The sequence below is a fragment of the Kosakonia sp. SOY2 genome (genome assembly GCF_027109175.1).
GTDB lineage: Bacteria > Pseudomonadota > Gammaproteobacteria > Enterobacterales > Enterobacteriaceae > Kosakonia.
In genome coordinates this window covers 1,334,756-1,358,363 of record NZ_JAPVXH010000001.1, presented here as the reverse complement: position 1 = coordinate 1,358,363, position 23,608 = coordinate 1,334,756, and the positions used below count along the sequence as shown (strand labels likewise).

The following is a 23,608-nucleotide window of genomic DNA, read 5'->3' as shown; positions in this document are numbered from 1 at the left end:
TTTTCTCCACAAACTGTCAATATTTGTTGACAGATATCTTCCTGCCAACCACGAACTGGCTTATCATCCTTTCATTACGTGAATGAATAAGGGCGAATTCCCATGCGTCTTGAAGTTTTTTGTGAAGACCGGCTTGGTCTGACTCGCGAATTACTGGATTTACTGGTGCTGCGCGGTATCGACTTACGCGGGATAGAAATTGACCCTGTCGGGCGGATCTACCTGAATTTCGCCGCGCTCGAATTTAACACCTTCAGCAGCCTGATGGCTGAAATTCGCCGCATCCCCGGCGTGACGGATGTACGTACCGTGTTGTGGATGCCATCCGAACGCGAACACCGCGCGATGAGCGCGCTGCTCGAAGCGCTGCCGGAGCCGGTATTGTCGCTGGATATGAAAAGCAAAGTGGAACTGGCGAACCCGGCCAGTTGCCAGCTTTTTGCCCTGGATGCCGATAAACTTCGTAACCACAACGCGGTACAGCTAATTGCAGGGTTTAATTTCCAGCGCTGGCTCGATGGTAACCCGCAAAATTCGCATAACGAGCACGTCGTTATCGCCGGGCAAAATTTCCTGATGGAGATAACGCCGGTACACCTGGAAGGCGAGACCGGCGAACCGGTGCTGACCGGCGCGGTGGTGATGCTGCGTTCGACTATTCGTATGGGTCGCCAGTTACAAAACCTGAGCCAACAGGATCTCAGCGCGTTCAGTCAGATCGTCGCCGTGAGCCAGAAAATGCGTCAGGTGGTGGAGCAGGCGCGGAAACTGGCGATGCTCACCGCACCGCTGCTGATCACCGGCGATACCGGCACCGGTAAAGATTTGCTGGCGCATGCCTGCCATCTTGCCAGCCCGCGCGCAGCGAAACCTTATCTGGCGCTGAATTGCGCGTCCATTCCGGAAGAGTCCGTCGAAAGCGAGCTGTTTGGCCATGCGCCGGAAGGGAAAAAGGGCTTTTTCGAGCAGGCAAACGGCGGCTCGGTGCTGCTTGATGAGATTGGCGAAATGTCGCCGCGTATGCAGGTGAAACTGCTGCGTTTTCTTAACGATGGTACGTTCCGGCGTGTCGGCGAAGATCATGAAGTGCATGTGGATGTGCGCGTGATCTGCGCAACGCAGCGCAATCTGGTGGAGCTGGTGCAAAAAGGGCTGTTTCGTGAAGATCTTTACTATCGCCTGAATGTACTGACGCTGAACTTACCGCCGCTGCGCGATCGTCCGCAGGACATCATGCCGCTGACAGAGCTTTTTGTGGCCCGTTTCGCCGATGAACAGGGCGTTCCACGACCAAAACTGTCGCAGGATGTGCATCAATTGCTCAACCGCTATGGCTGGCCGGGTAACGTGCGCCAGTTGAAAAACGCCATTTACCGGGCGTTAACGCAGCTGGAAGGCTACGAGCTGCGCGCTCAGGATATTCAACTGCCGGATTATGATGCCGCCACAGTGCCGGTGGGCGAAGATGCCATGGAGGGATCGCTGGATGAGATCACCAGCCGTTTTGAGCGCTCGGTGCTGATCCAGCTTTATCGCAACTATCCCAGCACGCGTAAACTGGCGAAGCGGCTCGGCGTTTCGCACACCGCGATTGCCAATAAATTGCGGGAATATGGCTTGAGCCAGAAGAAGGGCGACGAGTAGAAAAGAAAAAGCCTCCATTGCGGAGGCTTTTTTGTTGGTGTCAGGTTAATTAACCTTTCAGCACGTCCAGCGCGGCGGTGTAATCCGGCTCGTTGGTGATCTCATTCACCAGTTGGCTGAAAACAACAGTGTCGTTTTCGTCAATCACCACCACAGCACGCGCCGCAAGGCCTTTCAGTGCGCCATCAGAGATGCCAACACCGTAATTTTCGAGGAAGTCAGCACTGCGCAGCGTCGAAAGGGTAATGACATTGCTCAGACCTTCAGCACCGCAAAAACGGGACTGGGCAAACGGCAGGTCAGCAGAAATGCACAGCACCACGGTGTTGTTCATCTCAGTTGCTAACTGGTTAAATTTACGCACAGAAGCCGCGCAAACGCCGGTATCGATGCTTGGGAAAATGTTCAGCACTTTACGTTTACCCGCGAACTGGCTCAGTGCGACGTCGGACAGGTCTTTAGCCACGAGCGTGAACGGCTTGGCTTTTGCGCCAGCCTGCGGGATAGCGCCTGCAACCGGAACCGGATTGCCCTGAAAATGAACGAGTTGTGACATAATATCTTCCTGTTTACATATAGTTAACGTCGGCGCTAGTTTATGTCATCCACGGAGAGCACGGCAAACCAATTTTCATATCTATACTGGTTTAGACCTGCGGCAGAGGAGTGAGGAATGATAAGCGTCAAAGTGTATGAGGAAACCTGGCCGCTGCACACGCCGTTTGTGATTTCGCGCGGTGCGCGCAACGAAGCGCGCGTGGTGGTGGTCGAGCTGGAAGAGGATGGCATAAAAGCCGCCGGGGAATGTACGCCTTACCCGCGTTATGGTGAAAGCGAGTCATCTGTCATGGCGCAAATCATGACAATTGTGCCGCAACTGGAAAACCGCCTGACGCGTGAAGAGTTGCAAACACTCCTGCCGCCGGGCGCTGCGCGAAACGCGGTTGACTGCGCCTTGTGGGATTTGCAGGCGCGCAAAGCGGCTATCTCGCTGGCCCAGTCCGCTGGTGTCAGTTTGCCGGAAACTATTATCACCGCTCAAACAGTGGTGATTGGCACACCGGAACAGATGGCGGCCAGCGCCGCCGCGCTCAGCGAAAAGGGCGCTCAGCTGCTGAAAATTAAGCTGGATGACCATTTGATCAGCGAAAGGCTGGTGGCAATTCGCGCTGCCGCGCCCGAAGCGACATTAATTGTGGATGCCAATGAGGCCTGGCACAGTGAAGGGCTTGCCGCGCGATGCCAGTTGCTGGCGGATCTCGGCGTTGCCATGCTGGAACAGCCGCTGCCAGCCGATGAGGATGATGCACTGGCGAATTTCATCCATCCGTTGCCGATTTGCGCGGATGAAAGCTGCCACACCCGAGAAAGCCTCGCTCACCTGCATGGGCGCTATGAAATGGTGAATATCAAGCTGGATAAAACCGGCGGATTAACCGAAGCGCTGGCGCTGGCGCATGAGGCGTCTCAACAAGGATTCACGCTGATGCTTGGTTGTATGATCTGTACGTCGCGCGCCATCGCGGCGGCGCTACCGCTTGCCAGCCAGGTGCGTTTTGCCGATCTTGATGGCCCGACCTGGCTGGCGGTGGATGTTGAACCGGCGCTGCATTTCAGCACCGGTAAGCTTCATCTTTGAGGATCCCAGTGCAGTAGCGCCGTCATTGCCGCAAGGTATTTTTCGCTGGCTTCATCAGAGGAGATCGGCGGGAATTCGACGGTGATACAGTGCAAATTGATATCTGCACACCAGCTGCCAAACGATCCCGGCGTTTCGTAACCGACGCTGGTGACCAGCGGCAGGGAAAATTCATCCGCGAGCCATTTCCCAAGCGCGCTCTGGCGCGGATCTTCAACGCAGGCCAGCGGATCGTGGAATGTCACGACCCACGCCGGGTGAATGCGATGGATAAGCTGGCACAGCGCCTGCGTTTCCGGTTCTGAACCGGGCGCATCGCCTGTCAGCAAGACGACATCACGATCTTCAGCCGCACTGTTCCAGCGATACACCGTTTCACCGGGTTTCCAGTTGGCCGCCGGGAAATTACGGTTAAGATCAACCCCGTTCGCGTTTGCGCGCAGACCAAGCTGGCAACCATCCGGGTTGACCGCCAGCACCACGTGATGATGACGTAAATCTGTCTTAAGCGTGCGCAACGCGCAGGAGAGCGTCACCACGGACGAATTCTCGTCACCGTGCGTTCCGGCGATAATGAGCCCGCTTTCACGCGTGGCAATGGGGGCGGGAAACCAGATCAGCGGCGCGCCTAACAGCGAGCGACCAAACTCTTCACTGCCGGGGGCAAATGCGCCTCGTTGAGCACGCGGGCGTGTGGCTGGCATAGGCTTCCTTTTATTGTCGTTTATTTACAGCAAGTGTTGAGCATAAAGCGATGCGACGCAAATCATGCCATGAGGGTTAATTTGGCGTCCAGCCTCAATTTTCCGCTGTCCGCTGTTTGCATTCTCCCAAGTTAAAACAAATAATTACCTCATCTTTTGCCGGGAAGTTATACCAATGAGGGGATCCCATGAAGCATCGAGTTTCAGCGCTGAGCTGCGCGCTCTGGCTGTGCGGTTTTTCTGTAAGTGCACTGGCGGCCGATGTGCCGCCGGGTACCCAACTCGCCGAGAAACAGGAAGTCGTTCGCCATGTTAAAGATGAACCTGCAACGTTAGATCCGGCGAAAGCCGTTGGCTTGCCGGAAATTCAGGTCATCCGCGATCTCTTTGAAGGGCTGGTGAATCAGAACGAGAAGGGCGAGATAGTGCCGGGCGTTGCCAGTAAATGGCAAAGCAGCGATAACCGCACCTGGGTATTTACGTTGCGGGACGATGCGCGCTGGTCCGATGGTTCGCCGGTGACGGCAGAGGATTTTGTCTATAGCTGGCAGCGACTCGTTGATCCGAAAACCACTTCACCCTTTGCCAGTTTTGCTGCGCTGGCGGGCATTGCGAATGCGAAAAACATTACGGAGGGTAAAGAGGCGGTGGATAAACTCGGCGTTAGCGCCGTTGATGCGCGCACGTTGCGGGTGCAACTGGAGCGGCCATTGCCATGGTTCCCTAGTTTAGCCGCCAGTTTTGCCTTTTACCCGGTGCAAAAAGCCAATGTGCAAAGCGGTGCTGATTGGACGCGCCCTGGCAAGCTGGTGGGCAATGGCGCTTATGTACTTGCCGATCGCGTAGTGAACGAAAAGCTGGTGCTCGAACGTAACAAGCATTACTGGGACGATGCGAAAACGGTTATCCAGCAGGTCACGTTTGTACCGATCAATCAGGAGTCTGCGGCCACCAAACGCTATCTGGCGAACGGTATCGACATTACGGAATCTTTCCCGAAAAACCTCTATCAAAAGTTACTTAAAGATATCCCCGGACAGGTTTATACGCCGCCGCAGCTTGGCACCTATTACTATGCGTTTAACACCCAGAAAGGGCCGACTGCCGATGCGCGTGTGCGGCTTGCATTGAGCATGACCATTGATCGGCGGGTGATCGCGCAGAAAGTACTGGGCACCGGTGAAAAACCAGCCTGGCGCTTCACGCCGGATGTTACCGCCGGATTTACGCCGCAGCCCTCGCAAATTGAACAGATGAGCCAGGACGAGTTGAACGCGCAGGCAAAAACGTTATTGCAGGCGGCAGGCTACGGCCCGCAGCGTCCGCTGAAACTGACGCTGCTGTATAACTCTTCAGAAAACCATCAGAAAATCGCGATTGCGGTGGCATCAATGTGGAAAAAGAGCCTTGGCGCGGACGTCAAATTGCAGAATCAGGAGTGGAAAACCTATATCGACAGCCGTAACAGCGGCAACTTTGATGTTATCCGCGCGTCGTGGGTAGGGGATTATAATGAACCTTCCACTTTCCTGTCGGTGCTGAACTCGACGAACAGCGGCAACATTCCACGTTTCAACGATGCGGCGTACGACAAAGTGCTGGCGCAGGCGGCGCTGGAAACCAACGCCCAGGCGCGAAACGCTGACTATAACGAGGCGGAACATATTCTGGCGGAAAAAGCGCCGATCGCGCCGATTTATCAGTACACCAACGGGCGTTTGATTAAACCATGGCTGAAAGGTTATCCGATCAATAACCCCGAAGATGTGGCTTATAGCCGTACGCTTTATATTCTGAAGCACTGATAAAAAAATCCCCTTACGTCACGGGAAGTAAGGGGAAACTCATTGATTACGGAATGGTTCCTGTCTGAGCAGGAGTGGTGCAAATTTTACTTAGGGAATGTGAAGGGACAATGGAGGAAATAAGGAGACGCATTTTTACGCTTTCCCCTGACTTTTCAACAAATAAGCCCGCTTCGTTGAGCGGGCTAAAAAACTGGAAGTAATGTCGTATGCAATACCTCTGAATCATTGACTCAACGATTCGTTATTAAGAAAGGTCATTTTATCATCTAACTACGCAACCCATTTTTAAATGGGGCGTTTAAAATTATCTTCCCCCGCGGAATGCCGCCTTTTTACGATTTTGGTCAAAAAACAGACAGTGCAGTGTGCTATAGTGGTCAGGTTTTCACCACGAAAGAGGATGCTATGGAGACTGAATTAGACCCAACCCAACTGGCAATTGAATATCTGCGTCGCGACAAAACCACGCTGACACCGGCGGAATACTTAAAAAAACTCAAACAATTGCGCCTGGAGTTTGCGGATTTGCTGACGCTGTCGCACAGCGAGCTGAAAGAAGAGATTGATTTTGCCTGGCGTCTGGGTATCCACTAACTCAGCAACATCACTGCAATGCGCCCGTCAGACGGGCGCTTTTTTTTGCTTGTTATCATGCGGCCAGCACCCGGTTTCGCCCGTTATTCTTCGCCAGGTATAACGCCTCATCTACGCGTTTGAAGAGCGCATCCATGTCTTCATCAGGCAGGTGGTGCGCCACACCAATACTCACCGTAAAACCAGGCAGATCCGCGATGTTGATACTGGCCACGGCCTGACGTATCCGTTCCGCTACGTTTAGTGCCATATCCGTGGTGGTATGCGGCAGTAGTAACAGGAACTCTTCGCCGCCCCAGCGGAAAACATAATCGCCTGAGCGGCAGTTCGTCTCAAGCATTCGCGCCAGTTCAACCAGTACCTGGTCACCTTTTTGATGACCAAACTGATCATTGATACCTTTGAAATGATCGGCGTCGACCAGCAGCAAACTGAAATCAAGCCCCGTCGGCAGAATGTGTTCCGTCAGATGATAAAACTGGCGGCGGTTCAGCAGGCCGGTGAGCGCATCGCGATGCGCGGCGTATTCCAGTTCCTGCTCAAGGCGTTTTTGTTCGGTGATATCGTGAATAATGCACAACATCAAACGCTTGCCATAGATCTCAACCGGCCCGGCGTACGTTTGTACATGGCGTGTGGAACCATCCGCGAGTTGATGAATAAAATTTAATGGCTTATGCCCGCCAGGCAGGTTCGACACTTCCTGCATCACCGGTAATACGCTGCGCCCAAGCGTATTGATCTCCCAGGTGTGTTTCTGGCACATCTCTTCGTGGTCATAACCATAAAAACGCAGCGCAGCGAGGTTGGCATCGACAATCAACCCGTCACGAATGGGATCGATAAGCAGCATTGGCGCGGATGTTGTGTAAAAAAAGCGGGCGTAAAAACCTTGCTTGTGTGGGCGATACGTTGGCGAGTGGTGCGCTTTTAACGCCGCCGCCGCGGCACCTGATACGCCTTCAAACAGCAGCACTTCACCGGCGTTTTCCAGCGTACGCAACACGACACGGCAACTGATGGTGGTCTCTTCACCATCCGGACAAACACTCCAGATTTCGACCACATCTTCATGATTTTGTAAGCTGGGCAGGTACATGGCCAGGCTGAGTTGCGCATAAGCAGAGTATTTTCCGTTTCGCATCTCAGTGAGTGAGCGTCCTGCCGCGATTTTCAGCGCTTGCGCATTCGCGAACAGTAACGCTTCTGTGTCAGGAGCAACCACCCAAACCGGGGTGGAGAGCACATTCAACGCATCCAGGTGATGTTTAAGCATGGCGACTCCCCTTAATCATGTATGTTGCAACGCGGTCACAAGTGACACATCAGCGGCAATTTAATGACTTTCTTGCAACATACCTGAAAATTAGGGGGTTATGCGGGCTTTTTTTGTGACGAATCTGAACATTCCAGCGATAAAGTGAATCTTTTTTGCTGTAGCAGCACTGCCACTTTCTCGACCGGTAAAGGACGGGCAAAAAGAAACCCTTGCAGATAAGCGCAGCCCATATTGGTCAGCAACGCCTGCTGCTCGGCCGTTTCGATACCTTCCGCGACGACATGCATGTTCATGGAATGTGCAATATCAATGATCGTGGAGACAATTTTAACGTTGCGGCTGTTATCGCGAATGTCCTTCACAAAACTTCTGTCGATTTTAAGCTCTGTTGCCGGTAACCGTTTCAGCATCAGCATATTGGAGTAGCCCGTGCCAAAATCATCAATGGCGACCGTGATACCCATTTGCGCGAACTGGTTAAGCAACTGCACACTGCGCTCGATGTTTTTCAGCGCAGTGTTCTCCGTGATTTCAAGCGTCAACTGCATGGGATCGATATGGTAGCGTTGCAGTGAATCGGTGATTTGGTCGTAAATATCATGCTGCTCAAACTGGCTGGGTGAGAGGTTGATAGCAAGCGTCAGATGACGAAAACCCAGGTTGTTCCAGTGATGTAACTGCCTGCATGCTGCATCAATTACCCAGCGCCCGACAGAGATGATTAGCCCCGTTTTTTCCAGCATCGGTAAAAAGGTTGCGGGCAGCAAAACTCCCCGTGTCGGGTGACGCCAGCGCAGTAACGCTTCGAAACCTGCCAACGCATGCTCCGGCGCGTGGTACTGCGGTTGATACCAGAGTTCAAACTGATCGCGTGACAACGCCTGCGATAAATCCTGCAAAAACAGCGGATCGTCGACGGTTTTCTGCGCCATGCCGACGTGAAAAACCGCCCAGCTGTTTCGGCCTTCCTGTTTTACGCTGTACATTGCCGTGTCGGCTTTCAGTTTCAGCTCGTGGGCAGTATCGCCATGCTGCGGGTAGTAACTGATCCCGGCGCTGAGTGAAACATTAATGACATGGTTCAGCTCGCAGAAGGGCTGCTGAATGGTGGCTACAAGGTGTTTTACCAGCGCCTCAACTTCGTCTTCGTGTGTGTCCGGCACCAGCAGGGTAAATTCATCTCCGCCCAGGCGTGCCAGCGACATTTTTTCGCTGATACAGGCGGATAATCGCCCGGCAACCGCCACCAGCAGTTGGTCACCTATGTGATGTCCCCAGGCATCATTGACCAGTTTAAAGCGATCTAAGTCCATATAAATCAATGCGAAAGTGCTGCGTGTCTCCGAGGCCTTGCTAAGGCAAGCATCAAGAAGATTGTCGAGCTGGGAGCGGTTTGCCAGCCCCGTTAGTGGGTCATAATAGGCTTGTTTTTCAAGTTGTTGATTAAGCTGGCGCAGGCTATCCGTCAAACGTGATGTACGCAGTTGGGAATCAATCATCGAAATGAACAGCATGATGCCGAAAATCACCAGTGTCGTCGTGGCAACCCACAATGACAGCCCCAATTCGCCGACGTCGTGGCTCATCAGCGTTGTTGCATGGCCGCGGATCACAATGCCTGTGCCATCGTTGCTGAATGTGGCGGCACTCATGGCGGTATAATGCATGGCGCTGATAGAAGCACCCATTACCAGGGCTGCAAAGACGCGATTAATAAAGACGCCATGGGTATTTTGCCGCAGGCTAAAGGCCAGCCAAAGGGCAACCCAGGCACTGAAAAATGCAATGGCTACCGAAAGCGCAATCAGCGCAACGTTCCAGTAAATAGTAAGGAAACCCATCATCGAGGCCATACCCAGATAATGCATGGATACAACGCCGGTACCGAGCAGTAAGGAAGCGAACAGTAGACGTTTTGTCGGCAGTGTTTTACCCGCTACGGCAATATTGATAGCAAGTATGGATGTCAACATCGCGATAATAAATGACAGGAGGGTAAGTTCTAAATCGTAATGCATCATCACCGGCATTTTCATTGCCAGCATGCCGACATAATGCATCGACCAGATACCGATCCCCAGGGTGGCGCCACCCGAAAAACGCCAGAATATTGCGCTGCGCGGTTCAGACGTCGCAACTTTGCCTGCGCTATCCAGTGCGACAAATGAAGCAATGAAAGCGACCAGAAAAGAGATGCCAATCAGAATGGGGTCCCACGAAACGTAGAGCATCATGCAATCCACACAGGCAAAAAAAGATGATATGTAATCCTGGCACTAATTTTAGCAGCTAACCTAATGAATTTAATGGCTACGCTAATTTTATTATTGCAGGGGCGAATAAACTAATAATAGCTCTTTATTTATTCATCGGCTGTTATGACAATAACTTAAATAAAGTGAATGATTTAACATATGATAAAATTATCTTAAGTCGCGAATATTATTTCTCATTAGTATGGGATGCATCATTTCTTATATGATATATGTTAACAAGCAATTCTGCTTGCTCAATGTATTGTTATATCAGTATCTGCGGAGTGGAAGTTAAACTTCTCATTTAAATCGACTTAAGTAAAATTGAAATTATTTAAAGGTGAACATTATTCGGCATCAATTTCGCCGTGTAAAAGTAGATTGCGGATGCTATAAGGATCTTACCGTCCCCGGTGTTCAGGTGGGTTTCCCTATGTTGCGAAATATTAGCGTAAGAACATTTATTATTTTATATCTTCTGGTCTCTTTTTTTATTCTTGATGTATTAGTGATCGTTGTCTCAAAAAATATCGTTCTATTTGCCATGACAAGTGTTGTTTCCCTCACATCATTGACGCTTCTCTGGTTTTATATGACGCAATATTTGGTGACGCCGATAAACACGGTAAAAAAAAGCATAGAAGAAGTCACATCGGGAAACCTTTCTATCGTTATTCCTGAGTTTGGTAATAATTGCGCGGGTCGGTTAATTCCGGGCATTAACAGCCTTTCTGCCAGTATCGCGAACCTGGTGAAAGAAATTCGCGCCTCTTCCGATACCGCGCTGGAGCTTTCGGCGCAACTGGCCTCACGCAGCGCCGATCTGTCTGTTAAAACGGAAGAGCAATCTGCCGCGCTGGTGCAAACGGCGTCCAGTATGGAGCAGATGGCTTCCAGCACGAAGAACAACGCAGACAATACCCGCCTCGCAAGTACCCGGGCAAAAGATGCCACAACCTGCGCGCAAAAAGGGGGCAAGCTAATGGGGCAGGTGGCGAAAAATATGCAATCGATAACCGATTGTGCCGGTCAGATGACCGAAATTATCTCCATCATTGATGGTATTGCTTTCCAGACAAATATTCTGGCACTGAACGCGGCAGTAGAAGCGGCACGCGCCGGGGATCATGGCAAAGGTTTTTCCGTCGTGGCGGGCGAAGTGCGCAGTCTCGCGCATCGCAGCGCGGAAGCGGCGAAAAACATTAAATCGCTGATTGCTGTTACCACCGATAACGTTAACCAGGGCGCGACCGTCGTTGGTGAAGCCGAGCAGAACATGCACGAGATTGTTTCTGGTGCGAGCGTGGTGAGTAAATTAATGGATGAAATCGCCGTCACGACGCTGCAGCAGGAAAAGGGGATCTCGCAGATCACACTGGCACTGGCGGAGCTGGAAAAAGTGACGCAAAGCAACGTCACCATGGTGGATGAACTGGCGGGCTCGTCGGATGTTTTACAACACCAGGTGGAGGGCTTACTGCAACGCATTGGCAAATTCCGCCTGGCGACGGTAAAAGCACAGGATGCGGTACTGCCAGCAAAAGTCTCCCCTCCACGCGTCAGTGCTCCGCTGCTGGGTAAGCAGGAAAATTACTGGCACTCGTTCTGATTGCGTTGATAGCCGTAAAGGCCCGGGAAACCGGGCCTTCTTTTTTGCATTGTTTGTTAATTTGTTAATAAATTCAGCGTGATGATTGCTTAACGTTGCCATATGGCTAGACTTGCCAAAACACCATGCGGATTGTGGAGGTCCTGTGGAAGCAATTAAAGGAACTGATGTGAACGTTCCGGATGCGGTATTTGCCTGGCTGTTGGACGGAAAAGGCGGCGTGAAACCGCTGGAAGATAATGATGTTATCACTGCAAGCACCCCGTGTTGGGTGCATCTGAATTATACCAACCCGGAGAGCGCCCAGTGGCTGGAAACCACACCGGTGTTGCCGAACAGCGTACGCACGGCGCTTTCCGGGGAGAGCATGCGCCCCCGGGTAAGCCGCATGGGCGAGGGGACGTTAATTACCTTGCGCTGCATAAATGGCAGCACGGACGAGCGGCCGGATCAACTGGTAGCGGTGCGCGTTTATATGGATGAGCGCATGATTGTGTCAACACGCCAGCGCAAAGTGCTGGCGCTGGACGATGTGGTCAGCGATCTGGAGGAGGGAACCGGCCCGACGGATTGTGGCGGCTGGCTGGTGGATGTGTGCGATGCGCTGACCGATCACGCCAGCGAGTTTATCGAATCGCTGCACGACCGGATTATCGACCTTGAAGATAACCTGCTCGATCAGCAAATTCCGCCGCGCGGCATCCTGGCGTTGCTGCGTAAGCAATTGATTGTGATGCGCCGCTATATGGCGCCGCAGCGCGATGTGTTTGCCCGGCTGGCCAGCGAACGTTTGCCGTGGATGAGTGACGATCAGCGCCGGCGTATGCAGGATATTGCCGATCGCCTTGGTCGCGGGCTCGATGAGATTGATGCCTGTATCGCCCGTACCGGCGTGATGACCGATGAAATTACCCAGGTGATGCAGGAATCACTGGCGCGACGCACTTATACGATGTCTTTGATGGCAATGGTTTTTCTGCCGAGCACATTTTTAACCGGGTTGTTTGGCGTCAACCTTGGCGGTATCCCCGGTGGGGGCTGGCATTTTGGCTTTGCGCTGTTTTGCATGATGTTGGTGGTGCTGATCGGTGGTGTTACCTGGTGGTTGCATCGTAGTAACTGGCTGTAAAATTTCACTTTTTTAACAAAAATTGAACATAAAAACGCCGCATTAATTGAGCGAGGTCAATAAACGAAACACTTGTTCAGGGCAATATTCATCTCGCAGGTGAATGCAACGTCAAGCGATGGGCGTTGCGCTCCATATTGTCTTACTTCCTTTTTTGAATTACTGCATAGCACAATTGATTCGTACGACGCCGACTTAATAGTCGGCTTTTTTTTTGCCTCTGAGTTCTCGCCGTCTACCCTTAACGAGAAGCCCACAAAAAGGAGGCAATGATGAACGCACTCTATTTTTTTTCCCCGCAGTTGAGCGATCCGGTGCCAACCGATCCGGTTCCAATCCCCGACCCGATCCCACGCCCGCAACCAATGCCGGATCCGCCGCCGGATGAAGAGCCGATTAAAATGTCGCGTTATAAAGGTAGATCTGAGAGGATACGCGCCTGCTAAACGTAAGCCTTTTTATCGCGAGAAAACATTGTGACCGCTTTTTCAACCCTGAATACTTTGCCCGCAGCCCAGATCGAAAACCTCAACGAACTGGGCTATCTCACCATGACACCCGTCCAGGCGGCGGCGCTGCCCGCGATTCTTGCGGGTAAGGATGTCCGGGTACAGGCGAAAACCGGCAGCGGTAAAACAGCGGCGTTTGGCTTAGGGGTATTGCAGCACATCGATGCCAGCCGTTTTCAAACGCAGTCCCTCATTTTATGCCCCACGCGTGAACTGGCGGATCAGGTGGCAAACGAGCTGCGTCGCCTGGCGCGTTATATGCCGAACATCAAAATATTGACCTTGTGCGGTGGGCAGCCTTTCGGGGCGCAGCGCGACTCGCTACAGCACGCGCCGCACATTATTGTTGCCACGCCGGGCCGCCTGCTGGATCACCTGCAAAAAAGCACCGTTGCTCTCGATAACCTGCAAACGCTGGTGATGGATGAAGCGGATCGTATGCTGGATATGGGATTCAGCGACGCCATCAATGAGGTTATCGCTTTTGCCCCGGCTTCGCGCCAGACGCTGCTGTTTTCTGCGACCTGGCCGGAAGCCATTGCCGCCATTAGCGGTCGTGTGCAGCGCAATCCGGAAACAATTGAAATCGACACCGTTGACGCACTGCCAGCAGTAGAACAGCAATTTTTTGAAGTTTCCCGCAGCGGCAAAGCCAGTTTGCTGCAAAAGCTGCTCAGCGAACACCGCCCGGCATCCTGTGTGGTGTTCTGCAACACCAAAAAAGATTGCCAGGAAGTGTGTGATGCACTGAACGCCGCCGGGCAGGATGCCCTGGCGCTGCATGGCGATCTGGAGCAGCGCGATCGCGATCAAACCCTGGTGCGTTTCGCCAATGGCAGCGCCCGTGTGCTGGTCGCCACCGATGTTGCCGCGCGTGGGCTGGATATCAAATCACTGGAGCTGGTAGTGAACTACGAGCTGGCGTGGGACCCGGAAGTTCACGTACACCGTATCGGGCGTACCGCGCGTGCGGGTAACAGCGGTCTGGCCATCAGTTTCTGTGCGCCGGAAGAAGCACAGCGCGCGAATATTCTGGCCGAGATGCTGCAACTGAAGCTGAACTGGCTCAATCCACCGGCTAACGTCAAAGTCGTTCCGCTGGAAGCCGAAATGGCAACGTTGTGCATTGATGGGGGCAAGAAAGCCAAAATGCGCGCCGGTGATGTGCTCGGGGCGTTAACGGGAGAAATGGGGCTGGATGGCGCGGATATCGGCAAAATCACCCTCCACCCGGCGCACGTTTATGTCGCAGTGCGTCAAAGCGTGGCGCGTCAGGCGTGGAAGCAATTGCAGAACGGGAAAATTAAGGGCAAGACCTGCCGTGTGCGGTTGCTGAAATAAAGCAAAAAGCCTCTCTGGCGCACCAGAGAGGCACAACGTTATTTCACTTCAATGACGTTGAGGCGTAGCTCATCGAGTTGCGAATCATCCTCTTCCGGCTGCCAGCCCGCCGGTTGCAATGGGATCTCTTCCCGATCAAAGGCCAGATCGCCGCCGTTCACCACTTCAGAGCCGTGAGTGATTCCTTTAAAGTCGAACAAATTAATATCGCTCAGGTGCGAAGGCACCACGTTTTGCATCGCGCTGAACATGGTTTCGATACGTCCAGGATAGCGCTTGTCCCAGTCACGCAGCATATCGGCAATCACCTGGCGTTGCAGGTTCGGCTGGGAGCCACACAGGTTGCACGGAATAATGGGGAACCCTTTGGCTTCCGAGAAGCGCTCAATATCTTTTTCGCGGCAGTACGCCAGCGGGCGAATCACGATGTGTTTACCATCATCGCTCATCAGTTTTGGCGGCATCCCTTTCATTTTTCCGCCGTAGAACATGTTCAAAAACAGCGTTTGCAGGATGTCATCGCGGTGGTGACCAAGGGCGATCTTTGTCGCACCCAGTTCCGTCGCTGTGCGGTAAAGAATGCCGCGACGTAAGCGTGAGCAGAGCGAACAGGTGGTTTTGCCTTCCGGGATCTTCTCTTTAACGATACCGTACGTGTTTTCTTCCACAATTTTGTATTCCACGCCCAGCGTATCCAGATACTGCGGCAGAATATGTTCCGGGAAACCCGGCTGTTTCTGGTCGAGGTTAACGGCCACCAGCGAAAAGTTGACCGGCGCGCTCTGTTGCAGGTTGCGCAAAATTTCCAGCATGGTGTAACTGTCTTTGCCGCCGGAAAGGCAAACCATAATGCGATCGCCTTCTTCAATCATGTTGAAGTCGGCAATGGCCTCGCCCACGTTACGGCGCAGACGCTTTTGCAGTTTGTTAAGGTTGTACTGTTCTTTCTTTGTAATCTCTTGCTTTTCAATCATTATTTTGTCTCTGGAAGCGTCAGGGGCACCGCAGGGGCAAACCACATCATGATAGGGCTGCTGCTGATGAGCATGCCTTTCTGATCCTGGTTCATTTCCTCTCGCCATGCACCGTAAATTTCGTAAACCCTTTGCCCTTTTCATGCACATTAACTGGCGATGAAAATGGGCTTGTGCTGGTAGTCAAACACCAGCAGGCAAAAGTATGTCGCGTATGGTACGGATTCCGGCGGCGAATACCAGCACGTTTTACGGCTGGTGCCAGGCGCAGGCAATAAATGAAAGGGGCATCGCTCATCTTTTTTCAGGTGCGGTATAAAACCTATTCATCAATAGAGGAGTAAAATCATTTTCGCCAGGATGTGTAATCAGCTTGTGAAGAAACAAGCCGTTATCTAATCATCGAAGGGAGGTAAAAGTGATAAGAGCAATGATTGTTCGCGCAGGAGTGTTACTCCTTTTCTTTTTTTCATTTCAATTACAGGCAAAAGAAGACCCCGGAATGAAGCTGGAGCGCGTCGTGATCGTTAGTCGTCATGGGGTGCGCGCGCCAACCAAGTTCACGCCACAAATGCGCGAAGTGACACCCTTTCAGTGGCCCAAGTGGGATGTGCCGCTGGGATGGCTCACACCGCGCGGAGGACAACTTATAGCGGCTCTGGGGCATTATCAGCGTCTGCGGCTGGCAGATACGGGGTTACTGACAGATAAAACCTGCCCGGATGAGAGGCATGTGGCAGTGATTGCCGACACCGATCAACGAACCCGCAAAACAGGTGAAGCATTCCTGGCGGGGCTGGCGCCTGAATGTCCTGTTCCTGTGCATTATCAGCAAGACAAATCGAAGACAGACCCGCTTTTTAACCCGATAAAAACGGGTAAATGTTCATTTAACACATCGGCGGTAAAAGAGGCGATTTTAACGAAAGCGGGAGGAAGTATTGAGCAATTCACGCAGAAATATCAGCCAGCTTTTCAGACTCTGGAGCACGTTTTAAATTTCCCTGCCTCAGAGAAATGCAAAACCGCCGGGGATAGCCGTGCGTGTTCATTCACCAAAAATATCCCCACCAGACTCAACACCAAGCCTGATAACGTCTCCTTGCCTGGCGCGTGGGGGCTTTCTTCAACACTTACTGAAATCTTCCTCCTGCAGCAAGCCCAGGGGATGGCGGACGTGGCGTGGGGCAGGATCGCAGGAGAAAAAGAATGGCAATCGCTATTAAGCCTGCATAATGCCCAGTTTGATCTGTTACAAAGAACACCTGAAGTGGCGCGGAGCCGGGCGACCCCCTTCCTTGATTTAATACGCACGGCATTGACCACCAACGGCGCTGATCAGCATTACTACGGCATCACATTTCCTGTTTCTGTGTTGTTTATTGCCGGACATGATACCAATCTCGCCAATCTCAGCGGTGCGTTAGATCTTAACTGGTCGCTGCCGTCGCAACCCGATAATACCCCGCCGGGCGGAGAGTTGGTTTTCGAACGCTGGAAACGGGTAAGCGACAACACGGACTGGGTTCAGGTGTCGTTCGTTTATCAGACCCTGCAGGAGATGAGAGAGATGCGCGCTTTCTCGCTGGATAACCCGCCGGGGCGGGTGGATCTTGCGCTCAAGGCGTGCAGTGAGAAGAATGCGCAGGGAATGTGCTCCTTAAACAGTTTTGCAAAGCTGATTGAATCGGTGCGCGTTGCAGACTGTGGCTTATAAAAAAACACCGCTTTCGCCAGAAAACTGAATCTTACGACCCGCTGTAAAATCCTGTGCCCCGAACATTGCTAAAGAAACGGGGTGCAGGTTATTCGCGCTTAATATGCCATTGAGCCTGTTTGTTTTAGCGAAAAACGGAAGGTTCTGCGCCGTAGCGTTTACTGAACTGACGGCTGAAACTGGCGACCGACGCGTAGCCAACACGCGCGGCAACTGTTTTTATCGGTATGCGGGTTGTCATCAGTAACTGAAGCGCACCGGCAACGCGTGTATCGGTGATCACCGCGCTGAGCGTGGTATTTTCAGCCGCAAGACGGCGGCGAAGCGTGGCGCCGCTAATATTGAGCCGATCTTCAATCTCACCGGTAGACCAGTGATACGCCGGATCACTGCTTACCATGTTGCGTATCGTCATAGCTATCCCCGGCGGCTGAAGACGCAACAAACCGTGATGTCCCATCTCAAACAATCTGATCACAATCTCAAGCATTGCATGTATTGATAGTGCCCGGTTTCCGGCCCGCAGCGCGGCGACCCAGCGGGTCATCGGGGCGATAAATTGTGCCAGCGGTTCAGCGGCGACGTTCCCGGGCGTTGCCGGGGGGTAAAACGCGCAGTAACAGCCGGGCGGCCTCCAGTTGCTCCTCGGCCATTAACACCGTCAGCGCGAGAAACTCGCCGCTGTCGGGATCGGGCGTACACTCAATATCGATGCTACGGGCGTTGGGGAATACCAGCATCTCGCCGGGCGGTACGCAGACCCACTTATCCTGCTCGCGGTAACGAAACGTGCCGCGCAGGGGGAAGGAGAAGGTCGCACCGTCGACCTGAAACTTATTAACCTGCCAGCTTTGCATGGCGCGCAGGCAACAGCAGGGGAAGGCGAGTTCGGAACGGGCCAGCTCCAGTAATTCATTGAGCAGGATTTCTGTTTCGCGTGCATCGGCGTGTAAAGCGGGGCTTATCATTCGTCTTCTCTGCAAGGCTGGTTCCGGCAGGTTTTCCTGCCGGAGAAACTTACATCGCGTAATGCAACGCGTAGCTTTTACCGCTACGGCTAAGTTTTGCCGTGGTCGGGAGGTTAAAGTGCATACCGCAAACGGCAATATTATCTGTCGCGACGCGATCCAGCAGGGCACTGCGCGTTTTTGCCGCCAGCACCGGGTCGCGGTCATAAGCAATCGAGACATCAGGCCGGGCTATCTGAATGTGCGGGAAATGGACAATATCACCCCAGATAAGCAAAGCGTCTTTCTCATTGCCAAGCAGAAAACCGCTGTGACCCGGGGTATGACCAAAAAGCGGCACCGCCTGAATACCGGGCAGAATATCCTCTTGCTTAAAGGTCACCAGCCGGTCGTCGTACGCGCTGAATGCATTCCTTGCGATGTTATATGAGCGCTTGAGCCCCTCCGGTGCGCTGGCATACAGCGTTTCATCCCGCCAGAAGGCGAGCTCTTTCTCATGCACGAACCGGCGCTGCACGTTACTGAACAGCGGTGTCTGCTGCGGGCCGGCAAGACCGCCAATGTGATCGCGGTGACCGTGGGTTAACAGGACGGTATCGATACGGCGGGGATCAATGCCCGCTGTGGCGAGGGCTACCGGTAACGCGCCGCTTGCGCCGTCGGGCGTACCGGTTCCACTATCGATAAGAATGGTGTGTCCGGCGGTTTCGACCACGCAGGCATTAATATTCATGCGCGGCAGGGGCGAAACGCCACTGGCGGTCAGTAACGCTTCGGCCTGGTCGGTTTCAATACCGTTCAACAGCGCAAAAGTGCCTTCAAGGTAACCGTCACTGAGTATCGTGACGGTGATGTCCTGCAATTGCTGGCGTTTGATTACGGGCGTTGGCTCAAGCGTCCGGGATGTCATCATAATCCTCGCTTTGTTTTCATCACATTCCGTTGAATGTCGAATACAGCGTAACGAAAAAGCGTGCGCTTATTTGTTCAATGCGGTGCGTTTTGCGCTCATTGTGCGTGGTGCACGAGCACACTGTTACTCGTCCTGCGCCTGAAAAGAATACTCTTTTTCCACCAGGCAGATGCGGGTCGTGAACGAGTGATACCACTTTTCACGCCCGGTTTTCTGCGCAATCAGATGCCCGGCGTTCATCTTCCAGTTTTTGATAGCGTCAAGCGATGTCCAGTAAGAGACGGTAATACCAACCTCTTCACGGGCGGAATCCACGCCCAGGAAGCCGGGTTGAGTCACCGCCAGTTCCATCATGCGATCGGACATGGCGCCGTAGCCCTCATCAACGGCGGTACGCACGGAGGTGAAAATCACTGCGTAATAGGGAGTGGGGTGGTTAAGTGCTGACATAGCGATTCCTGATGCGAGTTGTCTGCTCTCCATCCTGACAGGAAATTAATGCAGCGGTAGCTACCTGTTCAGGCGACTTTTCTTTCCGGATATTTGCCTTTTACCACGCCATCATAAAAACGGCCTTTGGACACCACGGTAAGAAACAGGGAAAAGATACGTTCCGGCACGCCCTGATACTGGTAGACACTTTTATCGTGAAAACAGATTTCCAGCGTGCAGGTGCGTTCGTCATAACCGACAGAAGCGATGCGTGATGAGGTAACTGAGTGATGATGCATAAATTCGCTCCTTGCCGTGCGGACTGAAACGGTGATTATCAGCGCGCTTCCTGCGGGTGCCATGCTAAATCGGTGCGTTAAAAAAGCCACCAGCGTTAACCGGTGGCTTTTTCAGCGGCTGGCTTACTCCGCTGCGTTTTTCTCCGCTTTCCCTGCCAACCGGGCCAGGAAGTCATAGCGTTTTTGCAGGTCGGCTGCGGCATCTTTCCATAATTGTTCCGCCACTTCCGGCTGCTGCGCATTGAGACGACGGAAACGCTGCTCATTAAGCAGGGTCTCCGCCAGCGCATCGGACGGCGGCCGCGAGTCCAGCGCCAGCGGAACTTTCCCTTCTTCCTCACGACGCGGATCGTAGCGGTACAGCGGCCAGAAGCCGGTCGCGGTGAGCTGGCGCATCTGATCGTGGCTCAGCGCCAAATCATAGCCGTGCTCTTCACAGGGGCTGTAAGCGATAATCAGCGACGGGCCGGGGTAGGCTTCTGCTTCCTGAATGGCTTTCACCGTCTGATTAAGCTGCGCGCCGAGCGAAATCTGCGCGACGTAAACGTGGCCGTACATCATCATGCTGACGCCCAAATCTTTGCGCGCCTTGCGTTTGCCATGCTCGCCAAATTTGGTCACCGCTCCGAGCGGGGTGGCTTTTGAGGCCTGGCCGCCAGTGTTGGAGTAACACTGGGTATCCAGCACCAGAATATTGACGTTCTCGGTCAGGCTCAGCACATGATCGAGGCCGCCAAAGCCGATATCGTACGCCCAGCCGTCGCCGCCAATCAGCCAAATCGATTTTTCGACCAGCGCATCGGCATCGGTCAACAGCTGTTGCGCACCTTCCACAGACGCCAGCGCGGTGCGCAGCTCTGCCACCTGTGCGCGGCGCGCTTCCGGGGTCGCTTCCGCGTGCAATGCCGCGTTCAGTTGCGCCGGAATATGTTCAGCGAATTGATCAACTAATCGCATAACACGCTGGCGGTGCTGATCCACACTTAAGCGGAACCCAAGGCCGAACTCGGCGTTATCTTCAAACAGCGAGTTCGCCCACGCCGGCCCGCGCCCGTTTTCATCGGTGGTGTAAGGCGTCGAGGGCAGGTTACCGCCATAAATCGATGAACAACCGGTGGCATTGGCGATCATCATGCGGTCGCCATACAGTTGCGTCAGCAGTTTGATATACGGCGTTTCGCCACAGCCTGAGCACGCCCCGGAATACTCAAACAGCGGGGTAATCAACTGCGAGGTGCGAATGTCGATGCGCTCCAGTTTGCTGCGGTCAATCTCCGGCAGGTCGAGGAAGAAGTCGTAATTCACTTTCTCTTCTTCAACGTGTTCAAGGCGCGACATCATATTGATGGCTTTGATGTCCGGGTTCTGGCGATCTTTTGCCGGGCAAACTTCCACGCACAGGTTACAGCCGGTGCAATCTTCCGGCGCGACTTGCAGCACATATTTCTGCCCGCGCATATCGCGGGATTTCACATCCAGTGAATGCAGGCTCGACGGGGCGTTTTCCATCGCTTGCGGCGAGACCACTTTGGCGCGGATCGCCGAGTGCGGGCAGGCGGCAACGCAGTGGTTACACTGGGTGCAAAGCTCCTCTTTCCAGACTGGGATCTCTTCGGCGATATTGCGTTTCTCCCAGCGCGTGGTGCCCACCGGCCAGGTGCCGTCCGGCGGCAGCGCGGAGACCGGCAATGCATCGCCAAGACCGGCCAGCATGGCCGCCGTCACGGTTTTGACAAAATCGGGGGCCGAATCAGAGACCACCGGCGGGCGATGGGCACTTTGCGGATTAACTGCTTCCAGCGGCACTTCGAACAGCGATTCGCGGGCCATCGCCAGCGCCTGCCAGTTTCGCTCCACCAGCTCCTGACCTTTACTGCTGTAGCTTTTGGCAATCGCACCCTGCAATTCCGCCAGCGCACTGTCGCCCGGCAGAATATTTGTGAGATGGAAGAACGCCATTTGCATGACGGTGTTAATGCGGGCGGCCAGTCCACATTCACGGGCGATTTTCGCGGCGTTAATCACATAGAGACGCGCTTTTTTCTGGTTGAGCACCGCCTGCACTTCCTGCGGCAAACGTGACCAGACTTCATCGGCGCTGTAAGGCGTGTTGAGCAGGAAAATACCGCCCGTTTTCAGGCGCTCGGCCATCGGGTACTTATCGATAAACTGCAACTGGTGGCAACCGACAAAATCCGCCTGCGACACCAGATAAGCCGAGTTGATCGGTTTTTCACTGACGCGCAGGTGCGAAACCGTCAGGCCGCCAGCCTTTTTCGAGTCATAGACAAAATAACCCTGCGCATACCACGGCGTAGAGTTACCGATAATCTTGATATTGTTCTTGGTCGCCGACACGCTACCGTCACTGCCAAGCCCATAGAACAGCGCTTCTAATTTCGCATGCGACGGCAGGGTGTTTTCCGGTAGCGGCAGAGAAAGGTTGGTCACATCGTCGTAAATACCGACGGTAAAACGCGGTTTGGGCTTCGCCGCGCGCAGCTCGTTAAAAATGGCCAGCACGCATTCGGGGCCAAACTCTTTTGACGAAAGACCGTAACGCCCGCCAATCACCCGCGGCAGAGTTTCCCGCTCGCCGTTATTAAACGCTTCTGCCAGCGCGGTCATCACATCCAGATACAGCGGTTCGGCCAGGGCGCCCGGTTCTTTGGTGCGATCCAGCACGGCAACGGTTTTCGCGCTTTCCGGCAACACGGACAACAGATGCGCGGCGCTGAACGGGCGATAGAGGCGCACTTTCAACACGCCGACTTTTTCCCCGCGCGTCAGCAGCTCATCGACCACCTCTTCGCAGGTACCGATCGCCGAGCCCATCAGCACGATCACGCGATCGGCTTGCGGGTGACCATAATATTCAAAAGGTTTGTACTGCCGCCCGGTGGCGGTAGCGAAATCGTCCATCGCCTGCGCAACGTGCGCGTACACCGCGTTGTACCACGGGTTGGTCGCTTCGCGAGACTGGAAATAGGTGTCCGGGTTAGCAGAAGTACCACGGATCACCGGATGTTCCGGGTTGAGCGCGCGGGCACGATGCGCATCAATTTCCGCCTGAGGAAGCAGGTTGCGAATGGTGTCATCCGCCAGCGGCACGATTTTGTTAATTTCGTGCGAGGTGCGAAAACCATCAAAGAAATGAATGAATGGCACCCGGCTTTTCAGGGTTGCCATGTGCGAAATGAGCGCGAAATCTTGTGCTTCCTGCACGCTACCGGCAGCGAGCATCGCACAACCGGTCTGGCGAACCGCCATCACGTCGGAATGATCGCCAAAAATAGAGAGTGCGTGGGTGGCAACGGTGCGCGCGGCGACGTGCAGAACAAATGGCATTAACTGGCCCGCCAGCTTGTAAAGCGTGGGGATCATCAGCAACAAACCCTGCGATGAGGTAAACGAGGTGGAGAGCGCACCGGTCTGCAAAGCTCCGTGTACGGCGGCAATCGCCCCCGCTTCCGACTGCATTTCCACGACGCGCGGCGTGTCGCCCCAGATATTTTTCAGGCCGTTTCCGGCCCAGGCATCGGCCTGTTCAGCCATCGTCGAGCTGGGAGTAATGGGGTATATGGCGATAACTTCACTGGTGCGGAAAGCGACTGACGCGACCGCGCCATTACCGTCAATAGTAATCATATGGCACCCTTGCATTGCTCAATAGAAAGGGGCTTGTGAAACGGCGGCAAGCCCTGTAGTTATCCTGTTATTTTAGCAAACCACTGCGCGCGCAATTTTCGCTTTTGTGTCCTGAGCTATAACGGGAATCAATGAATTGCGATTTA

The 23,608-nt window shown here is 53.6% G+C and carries 20 protein-coding genes and 1 pseudogene; 9 read left to right on the top strand and 12 right to left on the bottom strand.

Annotated elements, in window-relative coordinates; all coding sequences use genetic code 11:
* Positions 1–102 precede the first annotated feature (102 nt).
* Positions 103–1,644, top strand: a complete 1,542-nt coding sequence (gene tyrR, locus O3S68_RS06365; RefSeq protein ID WP_016495900.1) for a transcriptional regulator TyrR — start codon at positions 103–105, stop codon at positions 1,642–1,644.
* A 49-nt stretch (positions 1,645–1,693) separates the two neighbouring features.
* Here the strand turns inward: tyrR and tpx are convergent, their stop codons facing one another.
* Positions 1,694–2,200: a thiol peroxidase gene (tpx, locus tag O3S68_RS06360; RefSeq protein WP_017457215.1), complete on the bottom strand. Its 507-nt coding sequence runs from the start codon at positions 2,198–2,200 to the stop codon at positions 1,694–1,696.
* Positions 2,201–2,317: 117 nt separating this feature from the next.
* On the opposite strand from tpx, the gene ycjG reads away from it, so the two are divergent.
* On the top strand, positions 2,318–3,283 hold the full coding sequence (gene ycjG, locus O3S68_RS06355) for an L-Ala-D/L-Glu epimerase (RefSeq protein ID WP_269231079.1): 966 nt from the start codon (positions 2,318–2,320) through the stop codon (positions 3,281–3,283).
* On the opposite strand, the gene mpaA is transcribed toward ycjG, so the two are convergent.
* Positions 3,274–3,987, bottom strand: coding sequence for a murein tripeptide amidase MpaA (gene mpaA, locus O3S68_RS06350; RefSeq protein WP_045508098.1), 714 nt, complete (start codon positions 3,985–3,987; stop codon positions 3,274–3,276). The two genes, ycjG and mpaA, sit on opposite strands and share 10 nt — an antisense overlap.
* A 188-nt stretch (positions 3,988–4,175) precedes the next feature.
* Between mpaA and O3S68_RS06345 the strand changes: the two genes are divergently transcribed.
* Both O3S68_RS06345 and O3S68_RS06340 read left to right on the top strand, forming a co-directional pair.
* Positions 4,176–5,792 carry a peptide ABC transporter substrate-binding protein gene (locus O3S68_RS06345; protein ID WP_269231078.1) on the top strand — a complete coding sequence of 539 codons (1,617 nt, stop codon included), beginning with the start codon at positions 4,176–4,178 and terminating at the stop codon, positions 5,790–5,792.
* A gap of 408 nt (positions 5,793–6,200) precedes the next feature.
* Positions 6,201–6,389 (top strand): YdiH family protein, encoded by a 189-nt coding sequence (locus tag O3S68_RS06340; RefSeq protein ID WP_044489640.1) that lies wholly within the window; start codon positions 6,201–6,203, stop codon positions 6,387–6,389.
* A gap of 55 nt (positions 6,390–6,444) precedes the next feature.
* On the opposite strand, the gene O3S68_RS06335 is transcribed toward O3S68_RS06340, so the two are convergent.
* Positions 6,445–7,665, bottom strand: a complete 1,221-nt coding sequence (locus O3S68_RS06335) for a sensor domain-containing diguanylate cyclase (protein WP_269231077.1) — start codon at positions 7,663–7,665, stop codon at positions 6,445–6,447.
* A 98-nt stretch (positions 7,666–7,763) separates the two neighbouring features.
* The gene (locus tag O3S68_RS06330; RefSeq protein WP_269231667.1) at positions 7,764–9,899 is read right to left on the bottom strand and encodes a putative bifunctional diguanylate cyclase/phosphodiesterase; all 2,136 of its coding nucleotides are present in this window, start codon (positions 9,897–9,899) and stop codon (positions 7,764–7,766) included.
* A gap of 457 nt (positions 9,900–10,356) precedes the next feature.
* Here O3S68_RS06330 and O3S68_RS06325 point away from each other — a divergent pair, with 457 nt between their 5' ends.
* From O3S68_RS06325 to dbpA, 4 genes are all read left to right on the top strand, one after another.
* On the top strand, positions 10,357–11,532 hold the full coding sequence (locus tag O3S68_RS06325; RefSeq protein ID WP_269231076.1) for a methyl-accepting chemotaxis protein: 1,176 nt from the start codon (positions 10,357–10,359) through the stop codon (positions 11,530–11,532).
* A gap of 145 nt (positions 11,533–11,677) precedes the next feature.
* On the top strand, positions 11,678–12,661 hold the full coding sequence (gene zntB / locus O3S68_RS06320; RefSeq protein ID WP_016495909.1) for a zinc transporter ZntB: 984 nt from the start codon (positions 11,678–11,680) through the stop codon (positions 12,659–12,661).
* Between the two features lie 272 nt (positions 12,662–12,933).
* The gene (ynaL, locus tag O3S68_RS06315; RefSeq protein WP_442913129.1) at positions 12,934–13,107 is read left to right on the top strand and encodes a proline-rich small protein YnaL; all 174 of its coding nucleotides are present in this window, start codon (positions 12,934–12,936) and stop codon (positions 13,105–13,107) included.
* 30 nt (positions 13,108–13,137) lie between these two features.
* Positions 13,138–14,511 (top strand): ATP-dependent RNA helicase DbpA, encoded by a 1,374-nt coding sequence (dbpA, locus tag O3S68_RS06310; RefSeq protein ID WP_097405924.1) that lies wholly within the window; start codon positions 13,138–13,140, stop codon positions 14,509–14,511.
* A gap of 38 nt (positions 14,512–14,549) precedes the next feature.
* On the opposite strand, the gene ttcA is transcribed toward dbpA, so the two are convergent.
* Together ttcA and O3S68_RS24195 are read right to left on the bottom strand one after the other, a co-directional pair.
* On the bottom strand, positions 14,550–15,485 hold the full coding sequence (gene ttcA / locus O3S68_RS06305; RefSeq protein WP_016495912.1) for a tRNA 2-thiocytidine(32) synthetase TtcA: 936 nt from the start codon (positions 15,483–15,485) through the stop codon (positions 14,550–14,552).
* Positions 15,485–15,741, bottom strand: a pseudogene (locus tag O3S68_RS24195) (hypothetical protein); the annotation flags it as partial. The pseudogene O3S68_RS24195 and the gene ttcA, both read right to left, overlap by 1 nt.
* 174 nt (positions 15,742–15,915) lie before the next feature.
* On the opposite strand from O3S68_RS24195, the gene O3S68_RS06300 reads away from it, so the two are divergent.
* Positions 15,916–17,202 carry an AppA family phytase/histidine-type acid phosphatase gene (locus O3S68_RS06300; RefSeq protein ID WP_269231666.1) on the top strand — a complete coding sequence of 429 codons (1,287 nt, stop codon included), beginning with the start codon at positions 15,916–15,918 and terminating at the stop codon, positions 17,200–17,202.
* A 124-nt stretch (positions 17,203–17,326) separates the two neighbouring features.
* Here O3S68_RS06300 and O3S68_RS06295 read toward each other — a convergent pair whose 3' ends face one another.
* From O3S68_RS06295 to nifJ, 6 genes are all read right to left on the bottom strand, one after another.
* The gene (locus tag O3S68_RS06295; protein WP_269231074.1) at positions 17,327–17,617 is read right to left on the bottom strand and encodes a helix-turn-helix transcriptional regulator; all 291 of its coding nucleotides are present in this window, start codon (positions 17,615–17,617) and stop codon (positions 17,327–17,329) included.
* Positions 17,618–17,774: 157 nt separating this feature from the next.
* Complete coding sequence (locus O3S68_RS06290) at positions 17,775–18,170, bottom strand: hypothetical protein (protein WP_269231073.1); 396 nt, start codon at positions 18,168–18,170, stop codon at positions 17,775–17,777.
* 49 nt (positions 18,171–18,219) lie between these two features.
* A complete protein-coding gene (locus O3S68_RS06285) occupies positions 18,220–19,083 on the bottom strand; it encodes an MBL fold metallo-hydrolase (RefSeq protein ID WP_269231072.1) in 864 nt (287 codons plus the stop codon).
* 123 nt (positions 19,084–19,206) lie between these two features.
* A complete protein-coding gene (locus O3S68_RS06280) occupies positions 19,207–19,533 on the bottom strand; it encodes an antibiotic biosynthesis monooxygenase family protein (RefSeq protein WP_269231071.1) in 327 nt (108 codons plus the stop codon).
* A gap of 68 nt (positions 19,534–19,601) precedes the next feature.
* Positions 19,602–19,814, bottom strand: coding sequence for a KTSC domain-containing protein (locus tag O3S68_RS06275; RefSeq protein ID WP_160271491.1), 213 nt, complete (start codon positions 19,812–19,814; stop codon positions 19,602–19,604).
* A 123-nt stretch (positions 19,815–19,937) separates the two neighbouring features.
* On the bottom strand, positions 19,938–23,462 hold the full coding sequence (gene nifJ, locus O3S68_RS06270; protein ID WP_269231070.1) for a pyruvate:ferredoxin (flavodoxin) oxidoreductase: 3,525 nt from the start codon (positions 23,460–23,462) through the stop codon (positions 19,938–19,940).
* Between the last annotated feature and the right edge of the window lie 146 nt (positions 23,463–23,608).